This is a genomic window from Micromonospora sp. NPDC092111, assembly GCF_044755745.1.
Lineage (GTDB): Bacteria > Actinomycetota > Actinomycetes > Mycobacteriales > Micromonosporaceae > Micromonospora.
This window is the reverse complement of sequence record NZ_JBIVRQ010000008.1, coordinates 246082-266447: the sequence shown is the minus strand read 5'-3', so window position 1 is coordinate 266447 and position 20366 is coordinate 246082. Positions and strand designations below refer to the sequence as shown.

Annotated in this window: 13 protein-coding genes and 2 pseudogenes; 11 read left to right on the top strand and 4 right to left on the bottom strand. The window is 74.0% G+C overall.

Annotation, left to right across the window (positions count from 1 at the left end; genetic code table 11):
* Nucleotides 1-54 precede the first annotated feature (54 nt).
* The 3 genes and pseudogenes from ACIQG9_RS18525 (at nt 55) to ACIQG9_RS18515 (ending at nt 1766) form a co-directional block, all read left to right on the top strand.
* The gene (locus ACIQG9_RS18525) at nt 55-387 is read left to right on the top strand and encodes a YciI family protein (RefSeq protein WP_400403735.1); all 333 of its coding nucleotides are present in this window, start codon (nt 55-57) and stop codon (nt 385-387) included.
* A pseudogene (locus tag ACIQG9_RS18520) lies at nt 384-1197 on the top strand (RNA polymerase sigma factor). The gene ACIQG9_RS18525 and the pseudogene ACIQG9_RS18520 overlap by 4 nt, the downstream one beginning before the upstream one ends.
* 95 nt (nt 1198-1292) lie before the next feature.
* The gene (locus tag ACIQG9_RS18515) at nt 1293-1766 is read left to right on the top strand and encodes a hypothetical protein (protein WP_400403733.1); all 474 of its coding nucleotides are present in this window, start codon (nt 1293-1295) and stop codon (nt 1764-1766) included.
* Nucleotides 1767-1803: 37 nt separating this feature from the next.
* On the opposite strand, the pseudogene ACIQG9_RS18510 reads toward ACIQG9_RS18515, so the two are convergent.
* Nucleotides 1804-2269, bottom strand: a pseudogene (locus ACIQG9_RS18510) (hypothetical protein).
* Nucleotides 2270-2325: 56 nt separating this feature from the next.
* Here ACIQG9_RS18510 and ACIQG9_RS18505 point away from each other — a divergent pair.
* Complete coding sequence (locus ACIQG9_RS18505; protein WP_400403731.1) at nt 2326-4281, top strand: HelD family protein; 1956 nt, start codon at nt 2326-2328, stop codon at nt 4279-4281.
* Nucleotides 4282-4335: 54 nt separating this feature from the next.
* On the opposite strand, the gene ACIQG9_RS18500 is transcribed toward ACIQG9_RS18505, so the two are convergent.
* Genes ACIQG9_RS18500 through ACIQG9_RS18490 form a run of 3 tightly spaced genes read right to left on the bottom strand, consistent with a single transcriptional unit; the run spans nt 4336 to nt 8064 of the window.
* The gene (locus tag ACIQG9_RS18500; RefSeq protein ID WP_400403728.1) at nt 4336-4917 is read right to left on the bottom strand and encodes a TetR/AcrR family transcriptional regulator; all 582 of its coding nucleotides are present in this window, start codon (nt 4915-4917) and stop codon (nt 4336-4338) included.
* Nucleotides 4918-4970: 53 nt separating this feature from the next.
* Nucleotides 4971-5636, bottom strand: a complete 666-nt coding sequence (locus tag ACIQG9_RS18495) for a hypothetical protein (protein ID WP_400403725.1) — start codon at nt 5634-5636, stop codon at nt 4971-4973.
* A gap of 28 nt (nt 5637-5664) precedes the next feature.
* Nucleotides 5665-8064 (bottom strand): PEP/pyruvate-binding domain-containing protein, encoded by a 2400-nt coding sequence (locus ACIQG9_RS18490; protein WP_400403723.1) that lies wholly within the window; start codon nt 8062-8064, stop codon nt 5665-5667.
* Nucleotides 8065-8315: 251 nt separating this feature from the next.
* Between ACIQG9_RS18490 and ACIQG9_RS18485 the strand changes: the two genes are divergently transcribed.
* The 7 genes from ACIQG9_RS18485 (at nt 8316) to ACIQG9_RS18455 (ending at nt 20351) form a co-directional block, all read left to right on the top strand.
* Complete coding sequence (locus ACIQG9_RS18485; protein ID WP_400403721.1) at nt 8316-10760, top strand: ATP-binding protein; 2445 nt, start codon at nt 8316-8318, stop codon at nt 10758-10760.
* Between the two features lie 310 nt (nt 10761-11070).
* Nucleotides 11071-12222, top strand: a complete 1152-nt coding sequence (locus ACIQG9_RS18480; protein WP_400403718.1) for a hypothetical protein — start codon at nt 11071-11073, stop codon at nt 12220-12222.
* Nucleotides 12223-12582: 360 nt separating this feature from the next.
* Nucleotides 12583-14172: a trypsin-like peptidase domain-containing protein gene (locus ACIQG9_RS18475; RefSeq protein ID WP_400403715.1), complete on the top strand. Its 1590-nt coding sequence runs from the start codon at nt 12583-12585 to the stop codon at nt 14170-14172.
* The gene (locus ACIQG9_RS18470; RefSeq protein ID WP_400403713.1) at nt 14169-16397 is read left to right on the top strand and encodes a tetratricopeptide repeat protein; all 2229 of its coding nucleotides are present in this window, start codon (nt 14169-14171) and stop codon (nt 16395-16397) included. The genes ACIQG9_RS18475 and ACIQG9_RS18470 overlap by 4 nt, the downstream gene beginning before the upstream one ends.
* Entirely contained in the window at nt 16391-17869 is a 1479-nt protein-coding gene (locus ACIQG9_RS18465) for a VWA domain-containing protein (protein WP_400403711.1), read from the top strand. Before ACIQG9_RS18470 ends, ACIQG9_RS18465 begins: the two co-directional genes overlap by 7 nt.
* Nucleotides 17866-18999, top strand: a complete 1134-nt coding sequence (locus tag ACIQG9_RS18460; protein ID WP_400403708.1) for a hypothetical protein — start codon at nt 17866-17868, stop codon at nt 18997-18999. The genes ACIQG9_RS18465 and ACIQG9_RS18460 overlap by 4 nt, the downstream gene beginning before the upstream one ends.
* 17 nt (nt 19000-19016) lie before the next feature.
* The gene (locus tag ACIQG9_RS18455) at nt 19017-20351 is read left to right on the top strand and encodes an ABC transporter substrate-binding protein (RefSeq protein ID WP_400403706.1); all 1335 of its coding nucleotides are present in this window, start codon (nt 19017-19019) and stop codon (nt 20349-20351) included.
* The last annotated feature ends 15 nt before the right edge of the window (nt 20352-20366 follow it).

Below are 20366 nucleotides of genomic sequence, written 5' to 3'. Positions count from 1 at the left end.
CGTAGCAGGGGTGTGAGCCGGCCCGAGGACCACCCGACGACAGGAGACGATCCGATGGCGCAGTACCTGCTCTCCGTGCTCGACGACACGACCGAGTCCGCCACTGCGGCGGAGATGGCCGCGATCAGCGCGTTCAACGAGCAGCTCAGGGCCGGGGGCCACTGGGTCTTCGCCGGTGGCCTCGCGTCGCCCGGTACGGCCACCGTCGTCGACGGCCGGGACGGGGAGGCGATGTTCACCGACGGGCCTTTCGTGGAGTCGAAGGAGTACGTCGGCGGCTTCTGGATCATCGAGGCCCCTCACCTCGACGTGGCGCTCCGGCTCGCCGCCCTGGGGTCGAGGCACTGTAACCGGAGGGTCGAGCTCCGGCCGTTCCTGGGCGCGTGACCGACGTCGGGGAGGTGATCACCCCTGTCCACCGTGCGGAGTGGGCCCGGTTGGTGGCGACCCTGGCCAGGCGCTTCGGCGACCACGACGTCGCCGAGGAGATGGCCGCCGAGGCGTTCGCGACCGCCGTCGAGCGCTGGCCGGTCGACGGGGTTCCTCCGAGTCCCGGCGGGTGGCTCACCACCACCGCCCACCGTAAGGCCATCGACCGGATCCGGCGCGAGGTCAGGCGCGAGGACAAGCACCGGGAGGCGCTGATGCTGTCCGACACCCCGGAGCCGCTCGGCGCCATCGACGACGACCGGCTCCGCCTCGTCTTCACCTGCTGCCACCCCGCTCTCGCCATGGAGGTACGGGTTGCCCTGGCCCTGCGGATGGTCGGCGGGCTCACCGTGCCCGAGATCGCCCGCGCGTGCGCGCCTCGCCTCCGGCCAGGCACCGGGGCGTTACCAGATCCTCGCCGCGATCAACGCCGTCCACACCCACGTCCGCGACGTCCGGGACACCGACTGGTCGCAGGTCGTCGCACTCTACGACCGACTGGTCCGCCTCGACCCCTCGCCGATCGTGCGGCTCAACCGGGCGATCGCGGTCGCCGAGCTCGACGGCCCGCAGGTCGCCCTGACCGAGGTGGACGGTCTGCCGCTGGAGGGCTACCACGCCTTCCACGCCACCCGCGCCGAACTGCTGCGTCGGCTGGGCCGCAGCGGGGAGTCGCGGGCCGCGTACGACCGGGCCATCGGCCTGGCCGGCAACACCGCGCAGACGGCGTACCTCATCCGTCGCCGCGACCGGCTGGTCGGCCCCTGAACCGCACCACCCCGGTCCGCCCAGCCCGCACACCCCGAGCAGCGGCCAGGCGACGACGTCGCCGGCCAGCCACCCCGGCGTACTAGGGTGCGAGGGTGACGAGCACTCCCCGGGAAGCGGAAGCGCGTCTCGGTCCGATCGGCGCGCTGCTCTGTCGACTGACGTTCCTGGCCATCTGCCTGCCCGGCCCGGTCCTGCTCGCCGTCGCCGTGGCGCTGGACCCACCGTGGTCGTCTGCGGACTTCTGGGGCCTGCTCGCCGGTGGCGTACTGGTGACGATCGTCGGTGTCGGTTCCGGCGTCTTCGGCCTGCGGCTGGTCACCCGCTCGCGCGGCGACGCGCGTCGGCTCTCCGTCGCTGGTGTCGCCGCGACCGCGGAGATCCTCGCGGTGGCGAACCACCTGGGCGGGGAGGATCCTGGGCTGGAACTCCGCCTGCGGATCAGCGGACCCGGGTTCGCCACGTTCGAGGCAGACACGATCCGCGCCGACGACCCGGGGCTCGTGCCCGGCGCGTTGCTGGCCGCCGTCGTGGACCCTGTCGATCGTCTCTTCTCGATCACGGCGTAGTTCTCATCCTGACGGAGCCACCGGTTGCCCCGCCCCTTCAGGCGGGTGGCTTGGACGTTGCGACGTTGCGGAACCGCTCGTGCGCCGACTGCCGGCTGATGCCGAGCGCGTTGTCGATCTCGGCCCAGGAGAGTCCGGCCTCCCGCGCTGCCACCACGGCGCGTTCGATGAGCTGCCGTTGCCAGCGTTCCACCTCGGCGAGGACACCGAGTGCCTGCAACGGCCAGGTGGTGGCCAGCGGCGACGTTGTCCCGGAGGGTGTCGGAGCAGCTCAGCAGCCAGCCGGGCGGTGTGGTGGCCAGGAGTGGCCCGATGTGTCCGGCCCACTCGGAGGTGGCCGACCATCGTCCTAATGAACGGACTCCGCGTCACGATGGGCCCGGACCCCCGCACGACCAGCCTGATCGAGGCGGTCCGGGGGTCGGTCGTGTCCCGTCAGCCGGCCTGACCCCCGGCGGCGGTCCGTCGAGGCCACCCTCACCGGCCTGCGGGCGCCGGTCCAGGGCGCCAGGTAAGTCAAGACTTACCTTGCCGACAGAACTCCTGACAATGGGAGGGCATGGGAACTCACGAGCAGGTGGCAGCCGAACAGGTCACGATCACGGCCTGTTATGCCCGACTGGATGCCGAGGCGGCCATGGCCCGGGCGGCGTTCTCCGGCACGCCCACCGCTCTTCTGTGCCGGCGACTTCGTGATCTCGCCGCGGCCGAGGACGGCCTGGTGTTCGGGCGAATCGACCACGCCGACGGGACGGTGCTGCACATCGGGCGGCGCGGCCTGCGGGTGGACGGCGAGCCGCTGCTGATCGACTGGCGGGCACCGGCCGCCGCGCCGTTCTACGCCGCCACCGCAGCCCGGCCGATGGGGCTGCGCCGCAGGCGGCACCTCCGGCTGGCCGGACGGCGGCTGTCCGGGGTGACCGACGAGATCCTGGACGGCTCGCCGCCGACGGACGCGGACGTGCCAGGCGATGGACCCCTCGCGGAGGCGTTGAGCGCGCCGCGCGCCGGGCGGATGCGCGACGCGGTGACCACCCTGCAGGCCGAGCAGGACGCGGTGGTGCGGTCGCCGTACCGTGGGGTCACCGTGGTGCAGGGCGGGCCGGGCACCGGGAAGACGGTGGTGGCGCTGCACCGCGCCGCGTACGTGTTGTTCGCCTTTCCGGTGGCCGGTCGTGGCGTGCTGGTGGTCGGGCCGGACGCCCGGTTCCTGGACTACATCTCGCAGGTGCTGCCGTCGCTCGGCGAGAACGACGTGCGGCTGGTGACCCGGTCGGAGGTCGCCGGACCGGCTCCGGGCTTGCCGGACCCACCCGCCGTGGCGCTCCTCAAGGGCCGGGGCGAGATGGCCGCCGGGTTGGCCGCCTGGGTGGAGCGCCGACGGCCGGTCGCCGGGCCGGTCACGCTGCCGGCCGGCGCGGAGTGGATCAAACTCGGCGGCGCGGCGGTGGCCGAGGCGCTCGCGGCGGCGCGCGGCCTGCCGCACAACCCCGGGCGGCGCGTCTTCCGCGACCACCTGGTGGCCGAGCTGGCCCGGGAGCAGGAGCGGCAGACGGCGTCGCGGCTGGCGCGGTTCGACGCGGAGGTGGCTGCGGCGACCGGCCTCGACCTGGACGAGGCGGTGGCCGCCGACCTGCGGTCGCTGGGGCTGGAGGACGCGCCCCGGGCGGTCGACCCGGAGCCTGCGGATCCGGCCGCGCTGCGGGCCGACCCGCGGCTGCACGCGGCGGTCGACGCGATCTGGCCGCCGCTCACCGCGGCCGAGGTGGTCGCCGGGCTGCTCGCCGACCCCACGGCCCACCTGCCGGCCGATTTCGCCGCGCTGCGCCGCAGCCCCGGCACGCCGTGGCGAACGGCCGACCGGGTCCTGCTCGACGAGGCCGCCGAACTGGTCGACGGACCACCGGCGGAGGCGTACGGGCACGTGGTGGTGGACGAGGCGCAGGAACTCACCGAGATGGACTGGCGGGCGGTGCTCCGCCGGGCGCCGGCCCGCTCGATGACCGTGGTCGGCGACTTCGCGCAGGCCGGTCCGGGGTCGACGGTGACCGGCTGGCGGCAGGCCGTCGGGGACCGCTTCGAGCTGTCCACGCTGACCGTCAACTACCGCACCACCGCGGAGATCCTGGCGTTCAGCCGCGACCTGCTGGCCGAGATCGCGCCGGAGCAGCCGCCGAGCCGGTCGCTGCGGCACGGCGCGCAGCCGCGTACCCGGAACCTGCCCGCCGAGTTCACGGCCGGGCCGGGCACCGTGATCTGCGCGGACGAGGCGGTCGCCGAGCTGGCCGCGACCGGGGCGCACGTGGTGCCGGTGTCGGCGGTCCGTGGCTTGGAGTTCGACGAGGTGCTGGTGGTCGACCCCGACCGGATCGTCGCGGCCCGGCCGAGTGGCCGCCGCGACCTCTACGTGGCGCTCACCCGCGCCACGCACCGGCTCACCGTGCTGGTGGCGGTCGACGCGGGCCGTACCGGCGAGGCCGTCCACACCCGCGACCGGCCCGGGAGACCAGCATGAAGGGTGCCGCCGCCGACCCCGCGCGGTGATCCCTCGCAGCCGGTCAACCGCTGGTCAGGCACCTGTCGACGAGCCGAAGAGCAGGTCGAGGTGGGCATCCAGCGCGGCCAACGCCTGCTCGGTGGTGTACTGCCCACCGAGCAGATAGACGCCGAGCCCTTCCATCAGCGCCAGCAGCCCGGCCGCGGCGGCGGCGGCGTCTCGAACCGGCAGGAGGCCGGCGATGAACCCGGTGAGCTGCACGGTGTCCTCGCGCAGGCTGGGCGCGGCCGCCGGACGCACCGCGATGTAGGCGAGGAACGCCAACGCCACCCGCCCGTCGTCACGGGTCCGCTCGTCGAGCGGCAACAGCGCAGCGATCATCGTACGCAGCAGCAGCCGAGGGGACGGGTTCTCGCCCAGTCGCGCCAGCGCCTCGGTGACCCGGATCTGGTTGCGCTCGCGGACCACGGCCAACGCGAACGCCATCATCTCGTCCTTGGTGCGGAAGTAGTGCTGGACCATCCCGGCGGACACGCCGGCCTCGGCAGCCACGTGACGGAGGCTGACGGCCTCCAGGCCGTGCTCGGCGGCGACCCGCATCAACGCGTCCGCGATGAGGGTACGTCGCTCCTGGTGATCGACCTTCTTGGGCATGACTTCGATCGTTTCACAGTGGGTGGCCTGGACCCGCCGCCAGCGGCCGGCAGCTACCGGCTGACGTCCCCGGTCGCCGGGGTGCCCCGTGCGCTGCGCAGGAGGCCGTCGGGGTCGTCGGCGTACAGCCGCACCTCGTCCATCGGCTCGGACCGCCCCTCGGGCAGGTCGAAGGTCCTCGGCCGGCGCAGCAGGACGTCGACGCTCGTCTGGCTGCCGACCGGGATGCACAGCACGCGGCGGTCCCCCTCCCGCTCGACCTGCACCGATTTGCTGGAGGGCAGCGACCGGTAGCGTTTGCGCAGGGCCTCGACATCCGTCCACGGGATCCGGATGTCGATGCCCGAACCCAGCCGGACCCGCAGAACCGTGTCACCCACGACGTGCGGGTGGATGCGCATGCTCGCGTAGAGGCCGGCCATCCAGAGCAGCCCCCAGATGCCGACGGCGAGCACGATCCAGCGGACGGGCCCCCACGGCACCACGTTGGTGACGATCATGTCGAGGATCGGGATCTCCACGATCGACAGGCCGATGAAGATGCCGAGGATCGGCTTGACCACGCCCAGGTAGCCGAACGGCTCATCGCCCGGCGCCAACGGCAGCGCCTCGCGCCGCGCCCACACGTACAGGCTGCGCCACATCGCGGCCTCCATCGCGGCCACCCGGCCCACCAGCGGGCCCACCCTCGCCCCGGTCGGGGCCTTCCTGTCGGCCATGGTCCTCCTCGGGTTGGCGAGCCAGCGGTCAGTGGACGGTGACGATCCCGGCGCCGCCGTCCACGGTGACGAGCTGACCGGTGGAGATCGTCCGGGTGGCATCGGGCACGCAGATGACGGCGGGGATGCCGTACTCCCGGGCCACGGTGGGGCCGTGCGCCATGATCGCGCCGGTCTCGGTGATCAGCGCCGACGCGGTGAGGAACAGCGGGGTCCAGCCGGGGTCGGTGGTCGCGGCGACCAGAACCTCGCCGGGTTCGAGGTGGGCGGTGCCCGGGTCGTGGACGACCCGGGCGGGGCCGGTCACCCGGCCCGCCGAGGCACCCACGCCGGCGAGCGTGCCGTCGACCGCGGGCGCGGCCGGCAGTACGGTCTCGATGTCGGTGCCGTCGGAGAGCAGCGCCACCGGCACCGCCCTGCGGCGCAGCTCCCTGCGGTGTACCGCCAGGCGGGAGGCGACCGCCGCCCGGTGATCGATGCTCTGGTGCACGGCGGTGTGCGCCTCGTCGAGGGTCAGGAACATGATGTCGTCGGGCTGCTCCAGCAGCCCGGCGGCGTGCAGCTCGGCGCCGATGAGCAGCAGTTGCCGGCGCTTCTCCCGCAGTGGGTACAGCCCGGCGAACTTGCCGGCCTCGCGCAGGCCCGCCAACGACCGGGCCCGGCGCAGCAGGAACCCGGCTATCGTGCCGCGTACCGGCCGCCGACGGCGGGCCCGCCGGACCAGTTCCGCCAGGGCGGTCTCAGCCGCGGCGGCGGCCCGTCGGAAGCGCTGGTCAGGCCCCTGCCGCGGATCGGTGACCCGCAGGTAGTTGGCGATCGCCGCGAAGACCGGTGCCGGATCCTCCGCCCAGCGCGGTACGCCGAGGTCGACCTCGGCGACGCCGCGATGACCGTAGGCGTCCAGGAAGCCGTCCATCCCGACGTCGGGCAGCGTCCCGCGCAGATAGCGCGCGGCCAACTCGTGCGGCGGGGTGTCGAGGAGGAGCTGACGGTGTGCGCCCGTGCCCTGAGCGAGCCGCCAGAGCGCCAGGTCCATCTCGATGGTGACGTTGTGCGGCATCCCGCCCAGCACGGCGTGGATCTCGTCTGGGTTCGCGACGCCCCTGAGCAACGAAGCCGGCAACGCGGCGGCGAGCATCCCGGTGACGATCGGCCACATGATCGCGTCGGCGCCGTCCTCGGCGTCCGCCTGCACGAAGCGGAGCCGGTCGGCGGCGGTCCGCAGGTCGACGGGGGCGGCCGACCCCACTCTCATCTCCTCGATCGCCTGGAACATTCGGATCCGCGCCGCGTCGGGACGGGCCAGCGCGCGCAGGATCCCGATCACCGCGCGGCCGGCCGTCCGCAGCGACGCGGCCCCCGGTGCCGCGCCGCGTCCGGTGCTGGTCTTGGTCGGCGCGAACCGCGGATCCGCCAGGACGTGCCGCATCACCGTCTGTGCCCGCGGGCCGAAGTCGACCGCCATGAGCTTCACCAGCCGCTTGCGGGACGACCTGTTCCGCGCCAGTTCGGTCAGGTCACCGTAGAGGCGACCGCCGATGTCGACGATCTCGACCCGGACGCCGAGCGAGGCGAGCATCGCCGCGACCTGTGCTCGCAGGGTCGCCATGCCCATCGGGGTGACCGGTTGCCGCATCCCCTGGACATGGCCGAACTCGAGGTAGACCCGGGGGAGGGGCTTTCCGGTTTCCGGAGGGAGGGGGAACAGGCTGGTGATCGGCCGCGATTGCAGCAACCAGAGCACGCCGGCTGCGTCGAACGCCCACTCCGCGTCCTGCGGGCAGTCGAAGTGACCCTGCAGCCGTTCACCCGTTGCCCTCAGCTCCGCGAGCTGTGCGGATGTCAGGCATCCCGCGTCGGCTCGGGTCGTACCGTCGAGGACATAGTGGTCCACCGTCGCCGCGCCGTCGACCACCGTGGTGCCGAGACCCGGCGCGGCGTCGACCACCAGCTCGCCGCGGCGGCCGGTCAGCGGGTTCGCGGTGAACAACACCCCCGCCACCACCGGGGCGACCATGCGTTGCACGACGACGGCCATCCGCACCGTCTGGTGGTCGATCTGGCGGGCGTCGCGGTAGGCGGTCGCGCGGACGGTGTGCAGCGAGTCCCAGCATTTCCCGATCGCGGCGATCAGCTCGGCGGTGCCCGTGACGTTCAGGATGGTGTCCTGCTGCCCGGCGAAACTTGCCTCGGGCAGGTCCTCCGCGGTGGCACTGGAGCGCACCGCCACCGGGCCCGCCCCGAGCCGTTCGTACGCGGCGACGATCTCCGCCTGCGGAATGGTGCCGAGCCGGTGAGCCTCGGCGGTGACGCAGAACCCGTCGGGGACCCGCTCACCGCGCCGGATCAGCTCGCCCAGCCCGGCCGCCTTGCCGCCGACCAGGTCGACCAGGTCGGCGGTGGCCTCGGACAACGCGATCACGTACACGGGGGCCTTCTCTCGTTGCAATGCATCTGCATTGCAACTCACGGTACCCGTTTGGCGATGCGACTGCAATGTCACGATCGAGGTGGCCGGCGCCGCTGACGGTCGCCCGACGGGTCGGCCGGTCGATGCCGGTCCGGAGGTTCGGTCGCCGCATCGGCCAGGGCGGCGCCGGCAGTCATCGCCGGAGGTCGATGCCGGCTATCCTGGCTCCGACTCTTCGAAGCGTGTCGCGATGCCGGGGAGGGTGTGGTGTGGGGGAGACCGGTCGGGAGGCGCTGCTCTCGTTCGTCGACGAGCTGAGGCGGCTGCGGCAGCTCGCCGGCGGACCGTCGCTGAACACCCTGGTGGCGGTCGCCGCCCGGCGGGGCCAGCCGCTGGCCCGCTCCACCCTCAGCGACAAGCTCAACGCCAAGTCGCTGCCGGACTGGGACTTCGTCGCCGCGTACCTGGGCGCCTGCGCCGCGTACGCGCAACAGAGCGGTGCCCGGCTGCCCGCCGAGCTGGCCGACCCGGCCCGGTGGGAGACGGCGTACTGGCGGATGCTGCGCGCGGCGGACGTGGCGCTGGCCGGCGACCGGCTCGGCGCCGCCGCCCGCGCCGCGCTGGGCCGGCAGGCCCGAGCGGGGTCCGGGCAGCCGGCCCCGGGGCAGGGCGAGCGGGACCGGGAGCCGCTCGTGCCCCGACAGCTACCGGCGGCGGTACGGCACTTCGCCGGGCGGTCGGCGCAGCTCGCCACCCTGACCGCGCTGCTCGCCGAGCCGGCTGGCCCGCCGGGCACCGTGCCGATCTCGACCATCGGCGGTACGGCGGGGGTGGGCAAGACGGCCCTCGCCGTGCACTGGGCCCACCAGGTGGCCGACCGGTTCCCGGACGGGCAGCTCTACGTCAACCTGCGCGGCTTCGACCCCGAGGCGCCCGCGCTGAGCCCGGCCGAGGCGGTGGCCGGGTTCCTGGAGGCCCTCGCGGTGCCCCCGGAGCGAATCCCGGTGGGACTGGCGGCGCAGGCCGCGCTGTACCGCAGCCTGCTGGTCGGCCGGCGGATCCTCGTGGTCCTGGACAATGCCCGCGACGCCGACCAGGTGCGCCCGCTGCTGCCCAGCTCGCCGGGGTGCCTGGTCCTGGTGACCAGCCGCAACCAGCTACCGGGACTGGCCACCACCGAGGGCGCCCGCCCGCTGTTCCTGGGCCTGTTGTCCCCGGCGGAGGGTCGCGGGCTGCTGTCCCGCCGGCTGGGCGCGGACCGGGTCGCGGCCGAGCCGGACGCGGTGGACCGGATCGTCGCCGCGGCGGCCGGACTGCCGCTCGCCCTGGCCATCGTGGCCGCGCGGGCCGCCACCTACCCGGACTTCGAACTCGCCAGGCTCGCCGACGAGCTGACGGCCACCCGGGGCGCCCTCGACGCGTTCGACGGCGGGGAGGCCAGCACCGACGTACGGGCCGTCCTGTCCTGGTCGTACCGTGGTCTGGACCCGGCGGCCGCCGACCTGTTCCGCCTGCTCGGGACGCACCCCGGCCCCGACGTGTCCGTCCCGGCCGCCGCCAGCCTGGCGGCCGTCGAGCCGGCCGAGGTGCGCCGGCCGCTGGCCGACCTGACCCGGGCCAACCTGCTCGCCGAGCACACCCCCGGCCGGTACGCCCTGCACGACCTGCTCCGCGCGTACGCCGCCGAACAGGCCGTGGCCACCGACTCCGCCCCGCACCGGCGGGACGCGCTGCACCGGCTGCTCGACCACTACCTGCACACCGCCTGCGCCGCGGACCTGCTGCTACACCGGCACCGCGACGACATCGACCTGCCGGCGGCGCACCCCGGGACGACGATTGCCGTGCCGCGCGACCGCGACGCGGCGTGGGCGTGGCTCGCCGCCGAACACCGGGCGCTGCTCGCCGCGATCGCCCTGGCCGCCGACGGCGGGCTGCCGACCCACGCCTGGCAGCTCGCGTGGAGCGTCAACACCTACCTCGACCGGGTGGGGGCCTGGCAGGACCAGTCCCGCGTACAGGAGTTGGCGCTGCGCGCCGCCACGGCGGCCGGCGACCGGGACGGCCAGGCCCGCGCCCACCGCAACCGGGCCGTCGCCTGCCTGCGCCTCGGCGGGTACGACGAGGCCCGTGACCATCTGGAGCGGTCCCTGCGCCTGTACGCCGAACTCGGCGACCGGGTCGGCGGCGGACGCACCGAGCTGAACCTCGGCATCCTGGCGGAGCGTCAGGGCGACCACCGACGGGCCCTCGACCACGCGCAACGGGCGCACCACCTGTTCGAGACGGCCGGTCACGCCCAGGGGCAGGCCAACGCGCTCAACAACATCGGCTGGTACCACATCCAACTCGGCGACTACCCGCGCGCGCTCGACTACTGCGGCCGGGCCCTGGCGCGGCAACAGCGGACCGGGAATCGGTACTGGGAGGCCCACGCGTGGGACAGCCTCGGCTACGCGCACCACCACCTCGGCCGGCACCGCGACGCCATCGACTGCTACACCCACGCCCTCGCGCTGTGGCGGGAGGCCGGCGAGCGCTACTACGAGGCGACCACGCTGACCCACCTCGGCGACAGCCACGACGTCACGGGCGAGCCCCGGCCCGCCCGTGACGCCTGGCGGCGGGCCCTCGACGTGCTCGACCGGCTCGGCCACCCGGACGCCGCCCAGGTCCGGACCCGGCTCGGCGGCTCGCCATCCGCCCCACAATAGTGCCCCGAATTCCACTGTCCGGACGATTCCGGGACAGCCGGAACGGACGCGGAAGCAATTGCCACAGGTGGCGGACGCTGCGCCTCCGGTCACGTCCGGAATGCGTCCGGAATGGGGGGGTCGAAAATGCCTGTCGTCTCGGCGTCTGCGCAGGTGAAATGCCGTTATGGCTGCACTGTCTGGGCCTCCGCGTCAACAGCCTCGATCGCACTTCACGAATGGTTCGCAAATTCGTCGGAACCATTGTCGGGCCGGGCGTCGGTTGGTGAACCTGGTGTCCCGCGGTTCTCAGTCGACCGAAAGGACACCCGTGATCCCCACCAGAATTGGACGCCTCCGCGCGGCGGCGGCGGCCAGCGCGGCGCTGGCGCTGGCCGTCACGTCGGTCGGGGCGCCGCCCGCGCAGGCCGCGCAGGCCGCGGCGTCGCAGGTCGTAGGCTTCACCGTCGGCCAGGACGGCCGCTTCTACCTGGCGTCGTCCGGCGGCCTCAGTCCGTTCGGCAGCACGGTGGTCGCCCCGCCCGGGGCCGACGTCAGCGCCGTCCGACAGGCCGACGGGAACGCGGCCGTGTTCACCGTCGGCACGCAGGGCGGCCTCGTCTCCGCCGTCACCAGCTCGGCGACCTCCAACATCACCGTCTACCGCGACGGCGCGAGCAACCTCGCCACCCCCGGAACGCAGTTGAACGCGCTCGCCGCCCCGGACGGCTACGTGTACGTCTTCTTCGTCGGCAACGACGGCGCCGTCTACAGCGCCTCGTACAACCGGGTGGTACGCCCCGGCGTCGGCCCGCAGCGCGTCTCGCCCCCCGGCGTCGCCCCGTCGGGCGCGGTGATCGCCGGGGTGTGGCAGTCCAGCGGGCCGGGCGCGTTCTTCGTCGGGGACGACGGCGGGCTGCGCTACCTCTCGCGGACGGGCACCGGCACCTGGCAGACCTCGTCCGTCGGCCCGCCCGGCGTCGCGGCTGCCGGCAGTGGGGTGGCGGCGCTGACCAGCGGCGGCGTGCAGGCGTACTACGCCGGGCTGGACGGCCGGCTCTGGCAGATCAGTCCTGCGGGCGGCGGGCTGCCCGACCCGTGGAACCGGCTGGCCGTCTCGGCGGCGGGCGTGGTGCCCGTCGGTGCCCGCCTCGCCGCGACGCGCGCCAGCGGCGGCCCGACGGGCGTGTTCTTCGCGGGCGCCGACGGCGCCGTCCGGGTGGTGACCAACCTGACCAGCGGGTGGCAGGAGTCGGTCACCACCGGCCCCGGCGTCGCCAAGCCGGGCGGACCGGTGTCGGCGCTCGCCTACGGGGACTACCTGATCACGGGTTGGTGCGGCAACGACCTGTGGTGGTGGCTGCACTGGTGGTGGCGTCGCCCGCCGTCGCCCCCGCCGCCGTGGTGGGGCGAGACGACCTCGTTCCCGCTCGGCTACCCGATCGAGTACGGCGCCAACATCTCGCTGACCCTGTACCGGTAGGCGGTCGAGGACCGGCCGACCGGCGGCGGGCGGCCGGCAAGGGTGCGCCCGTCGCCGGCGGGAACCCGGCGGCGAAGACGGGCAGAGGTCCCTCCCTGGCGGGGCCTCTGTCTGCTGTCACCGCTGGTCGGGTAGCCGGATTCGGGCCGACGGCCCGGATGCCGCCGAGAGTCTTCGCGGCAGCGGTCCGGTTCGATCGTAAATCCGACTTGGAAAGCGGCGAAAGGCCACATATCAGCCGGCCGAGGTCAACGGAGTCGATGAGGTTCGATTACCCTCAGCAAGGTGATGGTCAACCATGGCAACGAGCCATGGCCGGTCCGCATCCGTGGCCACCACGGGGAGGTCCTGGGTGCCGGGATGGCATTGGACGACCGCCACATATTGACCTGTGCCCACGTCGTCGGCGCGGCGACCGAGACGGATCTCGCTGGCGCCGCACCGCCCTGGCCGGTCGACGTCGACCTCGTCGGCCAACCGGGCACCCCGACGGTGCCGGCCCGGGTGGTGCCCGGCTGCTGGGCCCCGCCCACCGACGACGGGCGCGGCGACGTCGCGCTGCTCAAGCTGGCGGCACCACTGCCGCACGGTCCGTTCGCGCCCCTGCGCCGCCTGCGACCCTGGGGCCGCCGGGTCGTCGTGTGCGGCTTCCCCGAGGCGCTGGAGCACGGCGCGTTCGTCAGGGCGCGGCTCGCCGGCCCGGCCGGCGCGGGACGGGAACGGGTCCAGATGGACCCGGTGACCATCGGTCCCCAGGTCAGCCCCGGCTTCAGCGGCGCGGCGGTGGTTGACGAGATCACCGGCCACGTCGTCGGGATGGTGGTCAGCACGTACCGCGACGGCGACGGCAACGGGGCCGGTGTCGCCGGCACCGGCCTGTCCTGGATGATCCCGGTCGAGACGATCCTGCACTACCTTCCCCGGGTGCGCGACCACGTGTCCGGGGAGCCCTCGGTCGACGTCGGCTTCCTGCTGCCCCACCACACCCCGGCGGACCCGTCGACCGCCCGCCGGATCGCGGACTTCTTCGGTCAACGGGTGCCCGCCAACGTGCTGGTCATCGTCACCGTCCATCCGCAGTCCGGCACCGCTGCGGCGGTGCGTCAGGCCGCCGTACTCTCCAACCGGGAGCTTCGACCGTCCGGTGACCGGGCCGGCGAACCGGACGAGGCGCCCGCCGTGCCGCCGGTGGGCAGCATCGACCTGGCCGTCGACACCGCCGGCAAGAGCACCGGGGAGGTGTCCCGGCGGATCGCCGACTGGACCGGCGGGGCCGACGACGCGAGCCTCGACCGGGCCGCCGAGACCCCGCCGCGCGCCCTGATCATCAACAACATCGACGAGGCCACCGAGCCCGAGACGCTGCTCGCCGAGGTGGTGCTGCCGCTGGTCGACCAGGCCCCCGCGCGGGACCTGCGGATGCTGTTGACCTTCCGCAGCGAGTCGGTCCCGCTCCGCATCGCCCTGCTGGCGAGTCGGATCGCCACCCTCCAGAGCACCGAGGACGCCGCCCGCCGCGCGTACCGGGCGGTCGCCCCGCTGGTCGCCGACCCGCCGCAGGTGCCGGCGCGGGCGACCCGGCTGCGGGTACGACTCACCGCGCTGCGGGCCGCGACCGCCACCGCCGGCCCCGAATCGCTGGCCGCCCGGCTCGCCTCGACCGAACGGGCCACCGACCGGGCGTCGCGCGAGGCCGAATCGGTCCGCCAACAGCTCGTCGCGCTGGAGGAGCGCTGGTCCGAGCTGCGGGGCCGGCTGGACGGGTTCCTCGCCATGGCGGTACGCCACGGCCTCTCGGAGGACTCCGCGTTGAGCCCGTTCCACCGCCGCGCGTACCAGTTGCTCACCGCCGGCCGGTGCGACCTGCTGGCCGCCGACGCGGCGGTGCGGCGGTACACCAACGCGGTCCTGCACCGGGTCGAGGCCCAGCGTGAGAGGGGGGTGGGTTGACGCGTTGCACCCGGACGGTGAACTGCGCCGGCACCGTCGACGAGACCGGTTACTGTGACCGCTGCGGTCTGTCCCCGGCCGGGTCACCGATCTCCGCGACCAGCACGGGCGGGCCGGCGGCGGCGACGTCCCGATCGGCCCACCTGGATAGCTGGACGGTGGCCAGTCTCGTCTCGCTCCCGGTGCTGAGCTTCTCTCCCGACGGTGCGGCGACCCCACCACTACGGGTGCCGGACGAGGCACGTTTCTGCGGCCGGGGCCACCCGGTCGGCCGGAGCCGGGCCGGCCGGCCCGGCCTGGACGAGGGGTTCTGCCCCCACTGCCGGACCCCGTTCAGCTTCCTACCCGGCCTGCGCCCCGGCGATGTCGTCGCCGACCGGTACGAGGTGGTCCGCTGCCTGGCCCGGGGCGGCCAGGGCTGGATCTACCTGGCCCGGGACGCCCACCAGGACCACATCGAGGTCGCGCTGAAGGGCGTGCTGCACGCCAACGACGAGAAGGCCCTCGCCGCCGCGGTCCAGGAACGGCAGTTCCTCAACTCGCTGGATCACCCGAACATCGTCCGGAGCATCGACTTCGCCACCCACGACGACCCGGTCGCCGGCCCGACCGGGTACATCGTGATGGACTACCTCGACGGCATGTCGCTGCGCCGGTTGTTGGCGGCGGCGAAGGACACCCGGCAGCCGGACGTCTCGCTGCCGCTGGACCACATCCTCGCCTACGGCCACGAGATCCTCGCCGCACTGGACTACCTGCACCGGCGCGGACTGCTCTACACCGACATGAAGCCCGACAACGTGATGCGCACCGCGGACCGGATCAAGGTGATCGACCTGGGCGGGGTCCGCCGGGACGACGGCGGGGCCAGCGGACTCGTCGGCTCCCCCGACTTCCTGGTCAGCCTGGAGGAACTCCAGACCAGGGGAGCGACGAGGCGCTCCGACCTGTTCGCGCTCGGCCGGACGCTGGCAGAGCTGTTCGCGCACCGTACGCCCGGACCGGACGGTGCCGGCGCGGCCCGGGACGCCCTCGGCGTCGAGTCGTTCCGGCGGCTCGTCGCCCGTGCCACCCACCCGGACTGGACCCAGCGGTTCGCCTCGGCCGGCGAGATGTCCGAGCAGCTCCTGGGCGTGCTACGGGAGATCCTGGCCGGCCGGCCGGACCGACGGCAGGCCGAGCCGGTGTCGCTCTTCCAGCCGTCCGCCCGACTGCTCGACGCGGGCCTCGGGCTGGTCCTGCCGCTGCACATCTGGACCGGTGAGCACGACGGCACGGTGTTGGACGACGGCCGACCCGCCGCGCCCGTGGTGGCTCTCGGCCTGCCGGTGCCCCGGCCCGACCCGGACGATCCGGCCGCCGACGAACTGGGCACGGTCGAGGCGCCGGACGCCCAGAGCCTGCTGAACAAGCTCGCCACCGTCGGCCAGACGTCGGTGGAGATCGAACTCAGCCGCTGCCGGGCACACCTCGAACTGGCCGATCCCCACTCCGCCGCCCGCGCGGTGACCGCCGCCGCGACGATCCTCGGCACCCGGGCCGGCGCGGACTGGCGGATCGCCTGGCACCAGGCGCTGCTCGCCCTCACCGACGACCGGATCGACGAGGCCGGACGACAGTTCGACGCGGTCTACGGCGACATCCCGGGAGAGATCGCCCCGAAGCTCGCGCTGGGCTACTGCGCCGAGCGCGGTGGCGACGGCGCGACGGCGGCCCGCTACTACGCGGCGGTCTGGCGGCGGGACCCGTTCCAGGCCAGCGCCGCCTTCGGACTGGCCCGGCTCCGGCTGGCCGCGGCCGACCGGGCCGGGGCCGTCGCCAGCCTCGACGAGGTCCCCGCGCTGTCCCGACACCACGACGCCGCCCGGATCGCCGCGGTCCGGGTGCTGTCGTCCCGGCTGACGGCCGGGCTGCCCACCGCCGACGACCTGAACCAGGCCGTCAGCCGGCTGGCCACCCTGCACCTCGACGGCGGCGAGCCGCAGGGCGAGTCGCGCGACCGGCTGACGGCGGCGATCCGGGAGGTGGCCCTCGACCTGGTCCGGTCCGGGAACGCCGCCGGCCTGGCCCGGGGCCCGGTGTTGGGTGAGCCGCCGACGCCGCGCACCGTCCGCGAGTTGCTGGGGAGGTCATACCGGGCCCTCGCCCAGCAGGCGCACCACGTCGAGGACCACGACGTGCTGATCGACCGGGCGAACGCGGTCCGACCCCGCACCCGATGGTGACCGAACCGACCTGGACGGAGCGTGAAGCGGTGGACGCCGGCATGGAGTTCAGCCTGGAGGTCAACCAGAACCGGTACCTGCCAGCGGGCGGCAGGGAACTGCACGCCATCGTGTCGGTGACCGGGCGACCGACGGCGGACGGAGCGGGCCGGCGATCCCCGTCCGCGCCGCCCCGGTTGGCCGAGGTGCTGGTGATCGACTGTTCCGGGTCGATGGCGGATCCACCGACCAAGATCGCGGCGGCCCGGCGGGCCACCGCCGCGGCCATCGACGTGCTGCCCGACGGCGTCCGGTTCGCCGTGGTCGAGGGGACCGCGTGGGGCAGGACGGTCTACCCGCCCGAACCCGGGCTGGCGACCGCCTCGGCGGACACCCGGAAGCAGGCGAAGGCCGTGGTCGCCCTGCTCAGCGCCGGTGGCGGGACGGCGATGGGTAGCTGGCTGGCCGCGGCCCGGGACCTGCTGCCGGCCGACCCGGCGGCGATCTGCCACGTGCTGCTGCTCACCGACGGCATCAACCAGCACGAGACCCAGGAGGAGCTGGACCGGGTCCTGCGGAGCTGCGCCGGCCGGTTCGTCTGTGACGCCCGGGGCATCGGCGACGGGTGGCGTCCCCGGGACCTGCTCCGGATCGCCGCCGCGCTGCGCGGGACCGCCGAGGCGGTGCGCCAGCCGGCCGAGTTGGAGGCGGGCTTCCGGGAAACCATCCGGGCCGCCATGGCCAAGCTGCTGCCGGACGTGCGGATCCGGCTGAGGACCGTGCCGCACGCGCGGGTGGTCTTCTTCAAACAGGCCCGGCCCACCATCATGGACCTCACCGAGTACGCCGACCGGATCGACGACCGGACGGTGGAGTTCGCCACCGGCTCATGGGGCGCGGAACGCCGGGAGTTCCACCTCCGCCTGGACGTGACGGCGCCGGACGCCACCCTGGAGGAGGACCGGCTCGCCGCCCGGGTCGACCTGGTGGTCGACGGGGAACTGCGGGCCGCCCCCGCCACCGTCCTGGTGAACTGGACCGACGACCTGATCAAGTCGGCCCGACTCGACCCCAGCGTGGTCCAGGTGACCGGGCAGGAGGAGCTGCGACAGGCCATCAACGCGGGCTGCGACGCGTACGACCGGGGCGACCGGATCGGGGCCCACGCCCAGTGGGCCCGGGCGGTCGAGTTGGCCGTCGCGGCGCGGGACGAGGCCGCGCTGGAGCAACTGCGATACCTGGTGGACGTCGAGCCCGACGGGCTGGTCCGGCTCAAACAGAATCTCAGCCGGACCGACGTGATCGTCAGCTCCGTCATGTCGAGCCACACCTGGTACGACGGCCAACCTCCCGCGCCGGTGCCGCACCAACCGGTCGGCGCGGACCGGCTGTGCGGTGGCTGTGGCTGGTCGTCGCCGACCGAGGCGGTCTACTGCGAGCGCTGCAACGCCGAGTTGGGTGCCACCGGTGCGGCCGGGCGGGCGGAGACGTGACGGCGGGCGGAGACGTGCCGGCGGCCGGCGCGGACGGGCGGCGGTCGCGGCGCGTCAGCACCACCCGCCGTACCCTGCTGCGGCTGCGGACGGCGCTGCTCGCCGTCACCGCCCTCGCCCTGGTCGCCTGCCTGGCGGTCTTCCTCGGTGTCGCCCGCACGGCCGACGCGGCCGACGCCCGGTCGGTGCCGGCGATCCTCGCCGTCTACGACGCGCAGACCGCGCTGCGCCGGGCGCACACCGCGGCGGTGCGCAACCTCGCCGACGGTGGTCAGGTCCTCGGTGGGCCGGGGGTGGAGTACCAGCGCCAGATCGCCGGCGCCGGCCAGTACCTGACCCTGGTGGCCGAGAGTAACGCGGCCGGCGACGACGGCACCCGGGACATCCAGACCATCGAGGCGCTGCTGGTGACGTACACCGGCCTGATCGAGCAGGCCGACGCGCGGTACCGGGACGCCGGCCTGCGGGCGCTCGGGGTCGCCGCGCTGCGGGACGCGGCGAGCCTGCTGAACGACATCCTCGGCCTGCTCGACAAGTTGCGGGACAAGCAACTGAAGGTGCTGGACGGGCAGGTGGACACCGGCTGGTCGAACCGGCTGACCTCGATCGCCTGGCTGCTGCCGCTGATCGCCCTCGGCACGCTGCTGGTGCTGGCCCAGGTGTACCTGTCCCGCCGGTTCCGGCGGGTGCTGAACCTCCCCCTTCTGCTGGCCACCGTGGCCACGGTGGCGATGGTGCCGCTCACCTCGCTGAGCCTGCGGTCGGCGGCGGAGCTGGATCAGGCCCGGCAGGGCGTCCGGTCCGTCGAGGTCAGCCGGCAACGGCAGCTCGACGAGGTACGCGCGCAGGCCGCCCACCGGCTCGCCGCCGAGGTGCGCAGGGAGTGCCCGGACGCGTGCGCCGCAGCCCGCAGGGCGATCGTCGCGGACGCTCAGGACGACCCGCCGTCGCCGTCGCCGTCCCCGCCGCCGACACCTGACCCGGCGGACGACACCACGGCCGCCGCCGCCAGCGCGGCGGACAGCCGCTCCGTCGAGTTCGTCCTGCCCCTGTTGGCGCTCGGCATCGCGGTGCTGGTCCTCGCGGGATTCCAGCCCCGCCTGGCGGAATACGGATACCGGTCGACATGACTCACCACGGACGTACGTTGCGAACGGCGCTGGCGCTGGTCACGGTGCTGCTGGCCGGCACCGGCCTGAGCGGGTGCCCGGCCGCCGAGCCGGCCGGGCGGGTGACCGTGCTCGGCTCCTGGACCGGTCGGGAGGCGGACGCCTTCCGGGCGGTCCTGGACGGGTTCGAGGCCGCGACCGGCATGCAGGCCGACTACCAGGGACACCGGGACGTCAGCCAGGTGCTCCAGGCGGGGATCGAGCGGGGCAGCCCCCTCGACGTCGCGGTCCTGCCCCGCCTCAACGACCTGCAACGGTACGTCAACGAGGGCGCCCTGCGACCGCTGGACGGGATCGAGGGGCTCGACGGTGACCCGGGCGCCGGCCGGCAGTTGATCCGCCTCGCCGGCAAGGCCGAGTCGGACGGCAGCGCGGTCGGCGACCAACACGTCTACGCGGTCGCCATCGCCACCCACCTCAAGAGCGTGTTCTGGTACGACCCGACCCGACTGCCCGAGGTCGGCCAGCAGCCCCCCAGGACCTGGACCGAACTGCTCGGCCAGGGCCGGGGCATCGGGGCCGGCGGGCGGATGCCGTGGTGCCTGGGGATGAGTTCCCCGCCGGTCTCCGGCTGGCCCGGCACCGACTGGATCGAGGACATCCTGCTGCACCAGTCCGGGCAGCAGGCGTACGAGCGGTGGACCCGGGGCGAGTTGCCCTGGCAGTCGGAGCCGGTCCGGAACGCCTGGCGCGCCTGGGGTGAGCTGCTGGCGACCTCGCCCGGGCAGACGGCACGGGCGGGCCTGTTCACCACCTGGGAGGAGGCCGCGACGGGCCTGTTCAGCTCGCCCGGGTGTCACCTGGACCATCAGGGCTCCTTCGTGGTCCGCAACTACCGGATCCGGCTGGGCGGACCCTCCCCGGGACGTTTCGACTTCTTCCCCACGCCGCCGATCGGGTCGGCGGACACCTCCTCGCTCCAGGAGGTCTCCGACGACATCGCGGCCATGTTCCAGGACACCGCGCCGGCCCGGAAGCTGATGGCGTACCTGGCCTCGGAGCAGGCGCAGGCGATCTGGCACCGGTCCAGCGAGGAGTTGTACTTCAGCCGGCGGGGGCGCTCGGCCACCTACGCGGACCCGGTCCTCGGCAGGGTCGCGGCCCGACTCGGCAGCGGGACGCTGTGCCGGGACGGGTCGGATCTGCTGCCGGCGGCGATGGCCACGGCCTTCGAACGGGCGGTGCTGGTCTACCTGCAACAGCCCGACCGGCTGGACGGGCTGCTGGCCGAACTCGACGCCCTCCGGCGGGCGGTGTCCCGCGCCGAGTGGATGGACCTGGGATGCGACCCGGCAGCCCGCCAGACCGAGTGACAGGGGACGTGAGCG

Excerpts from the sequence above, each read along its gene's own strand:
- ACIQG9_RS18525 (WP_400403735.1), top strand. The coding sequence starts at position 55 with ATGGCGCAGTACCTGCTCTCCGTGCTCGACGACACGACCGAGTCCGCC.
- ACIQG9_RS18505 (WP_400403731.1), top strand. The coding sequence starts at position 2,326 with ATGGGAACTCACGAGCAGGTGGCAGCCGAACAGGTCACGATCACGGCC.
- ACIQG9_RS18500 (WP_400403728.1), bottom strand. The coding sequence starts at position 4,917 with ATGCCCAAGAAGGTCGATCACCAGGAGCGACGTACCCTCATCGCGGAC.
- ACIQG9_RS18495 (WP_400403725.1), bottom strand. The coding sequence starts at position 5,636 with ATGGCCGACAGGAAGGCCCCGACCGGGGCGAGGGTGGGCCCGCTGGTG.
- ACIQG9_RS18475 (WP_400403715.1), top strand. The coding sequence starts at position 12,583 with ATGGCATTGGACGACCGCCACATATTGACCTGTGCCCACGTCGTCGGC.
- ACIQG9_RS18465 (WP_400403711.1), top strand. The coding sequence starts at position 16,391 with ATGGTGACCGAACCGACCTGGACGGAGCGTGAAGCGGTGGACGCCGGC.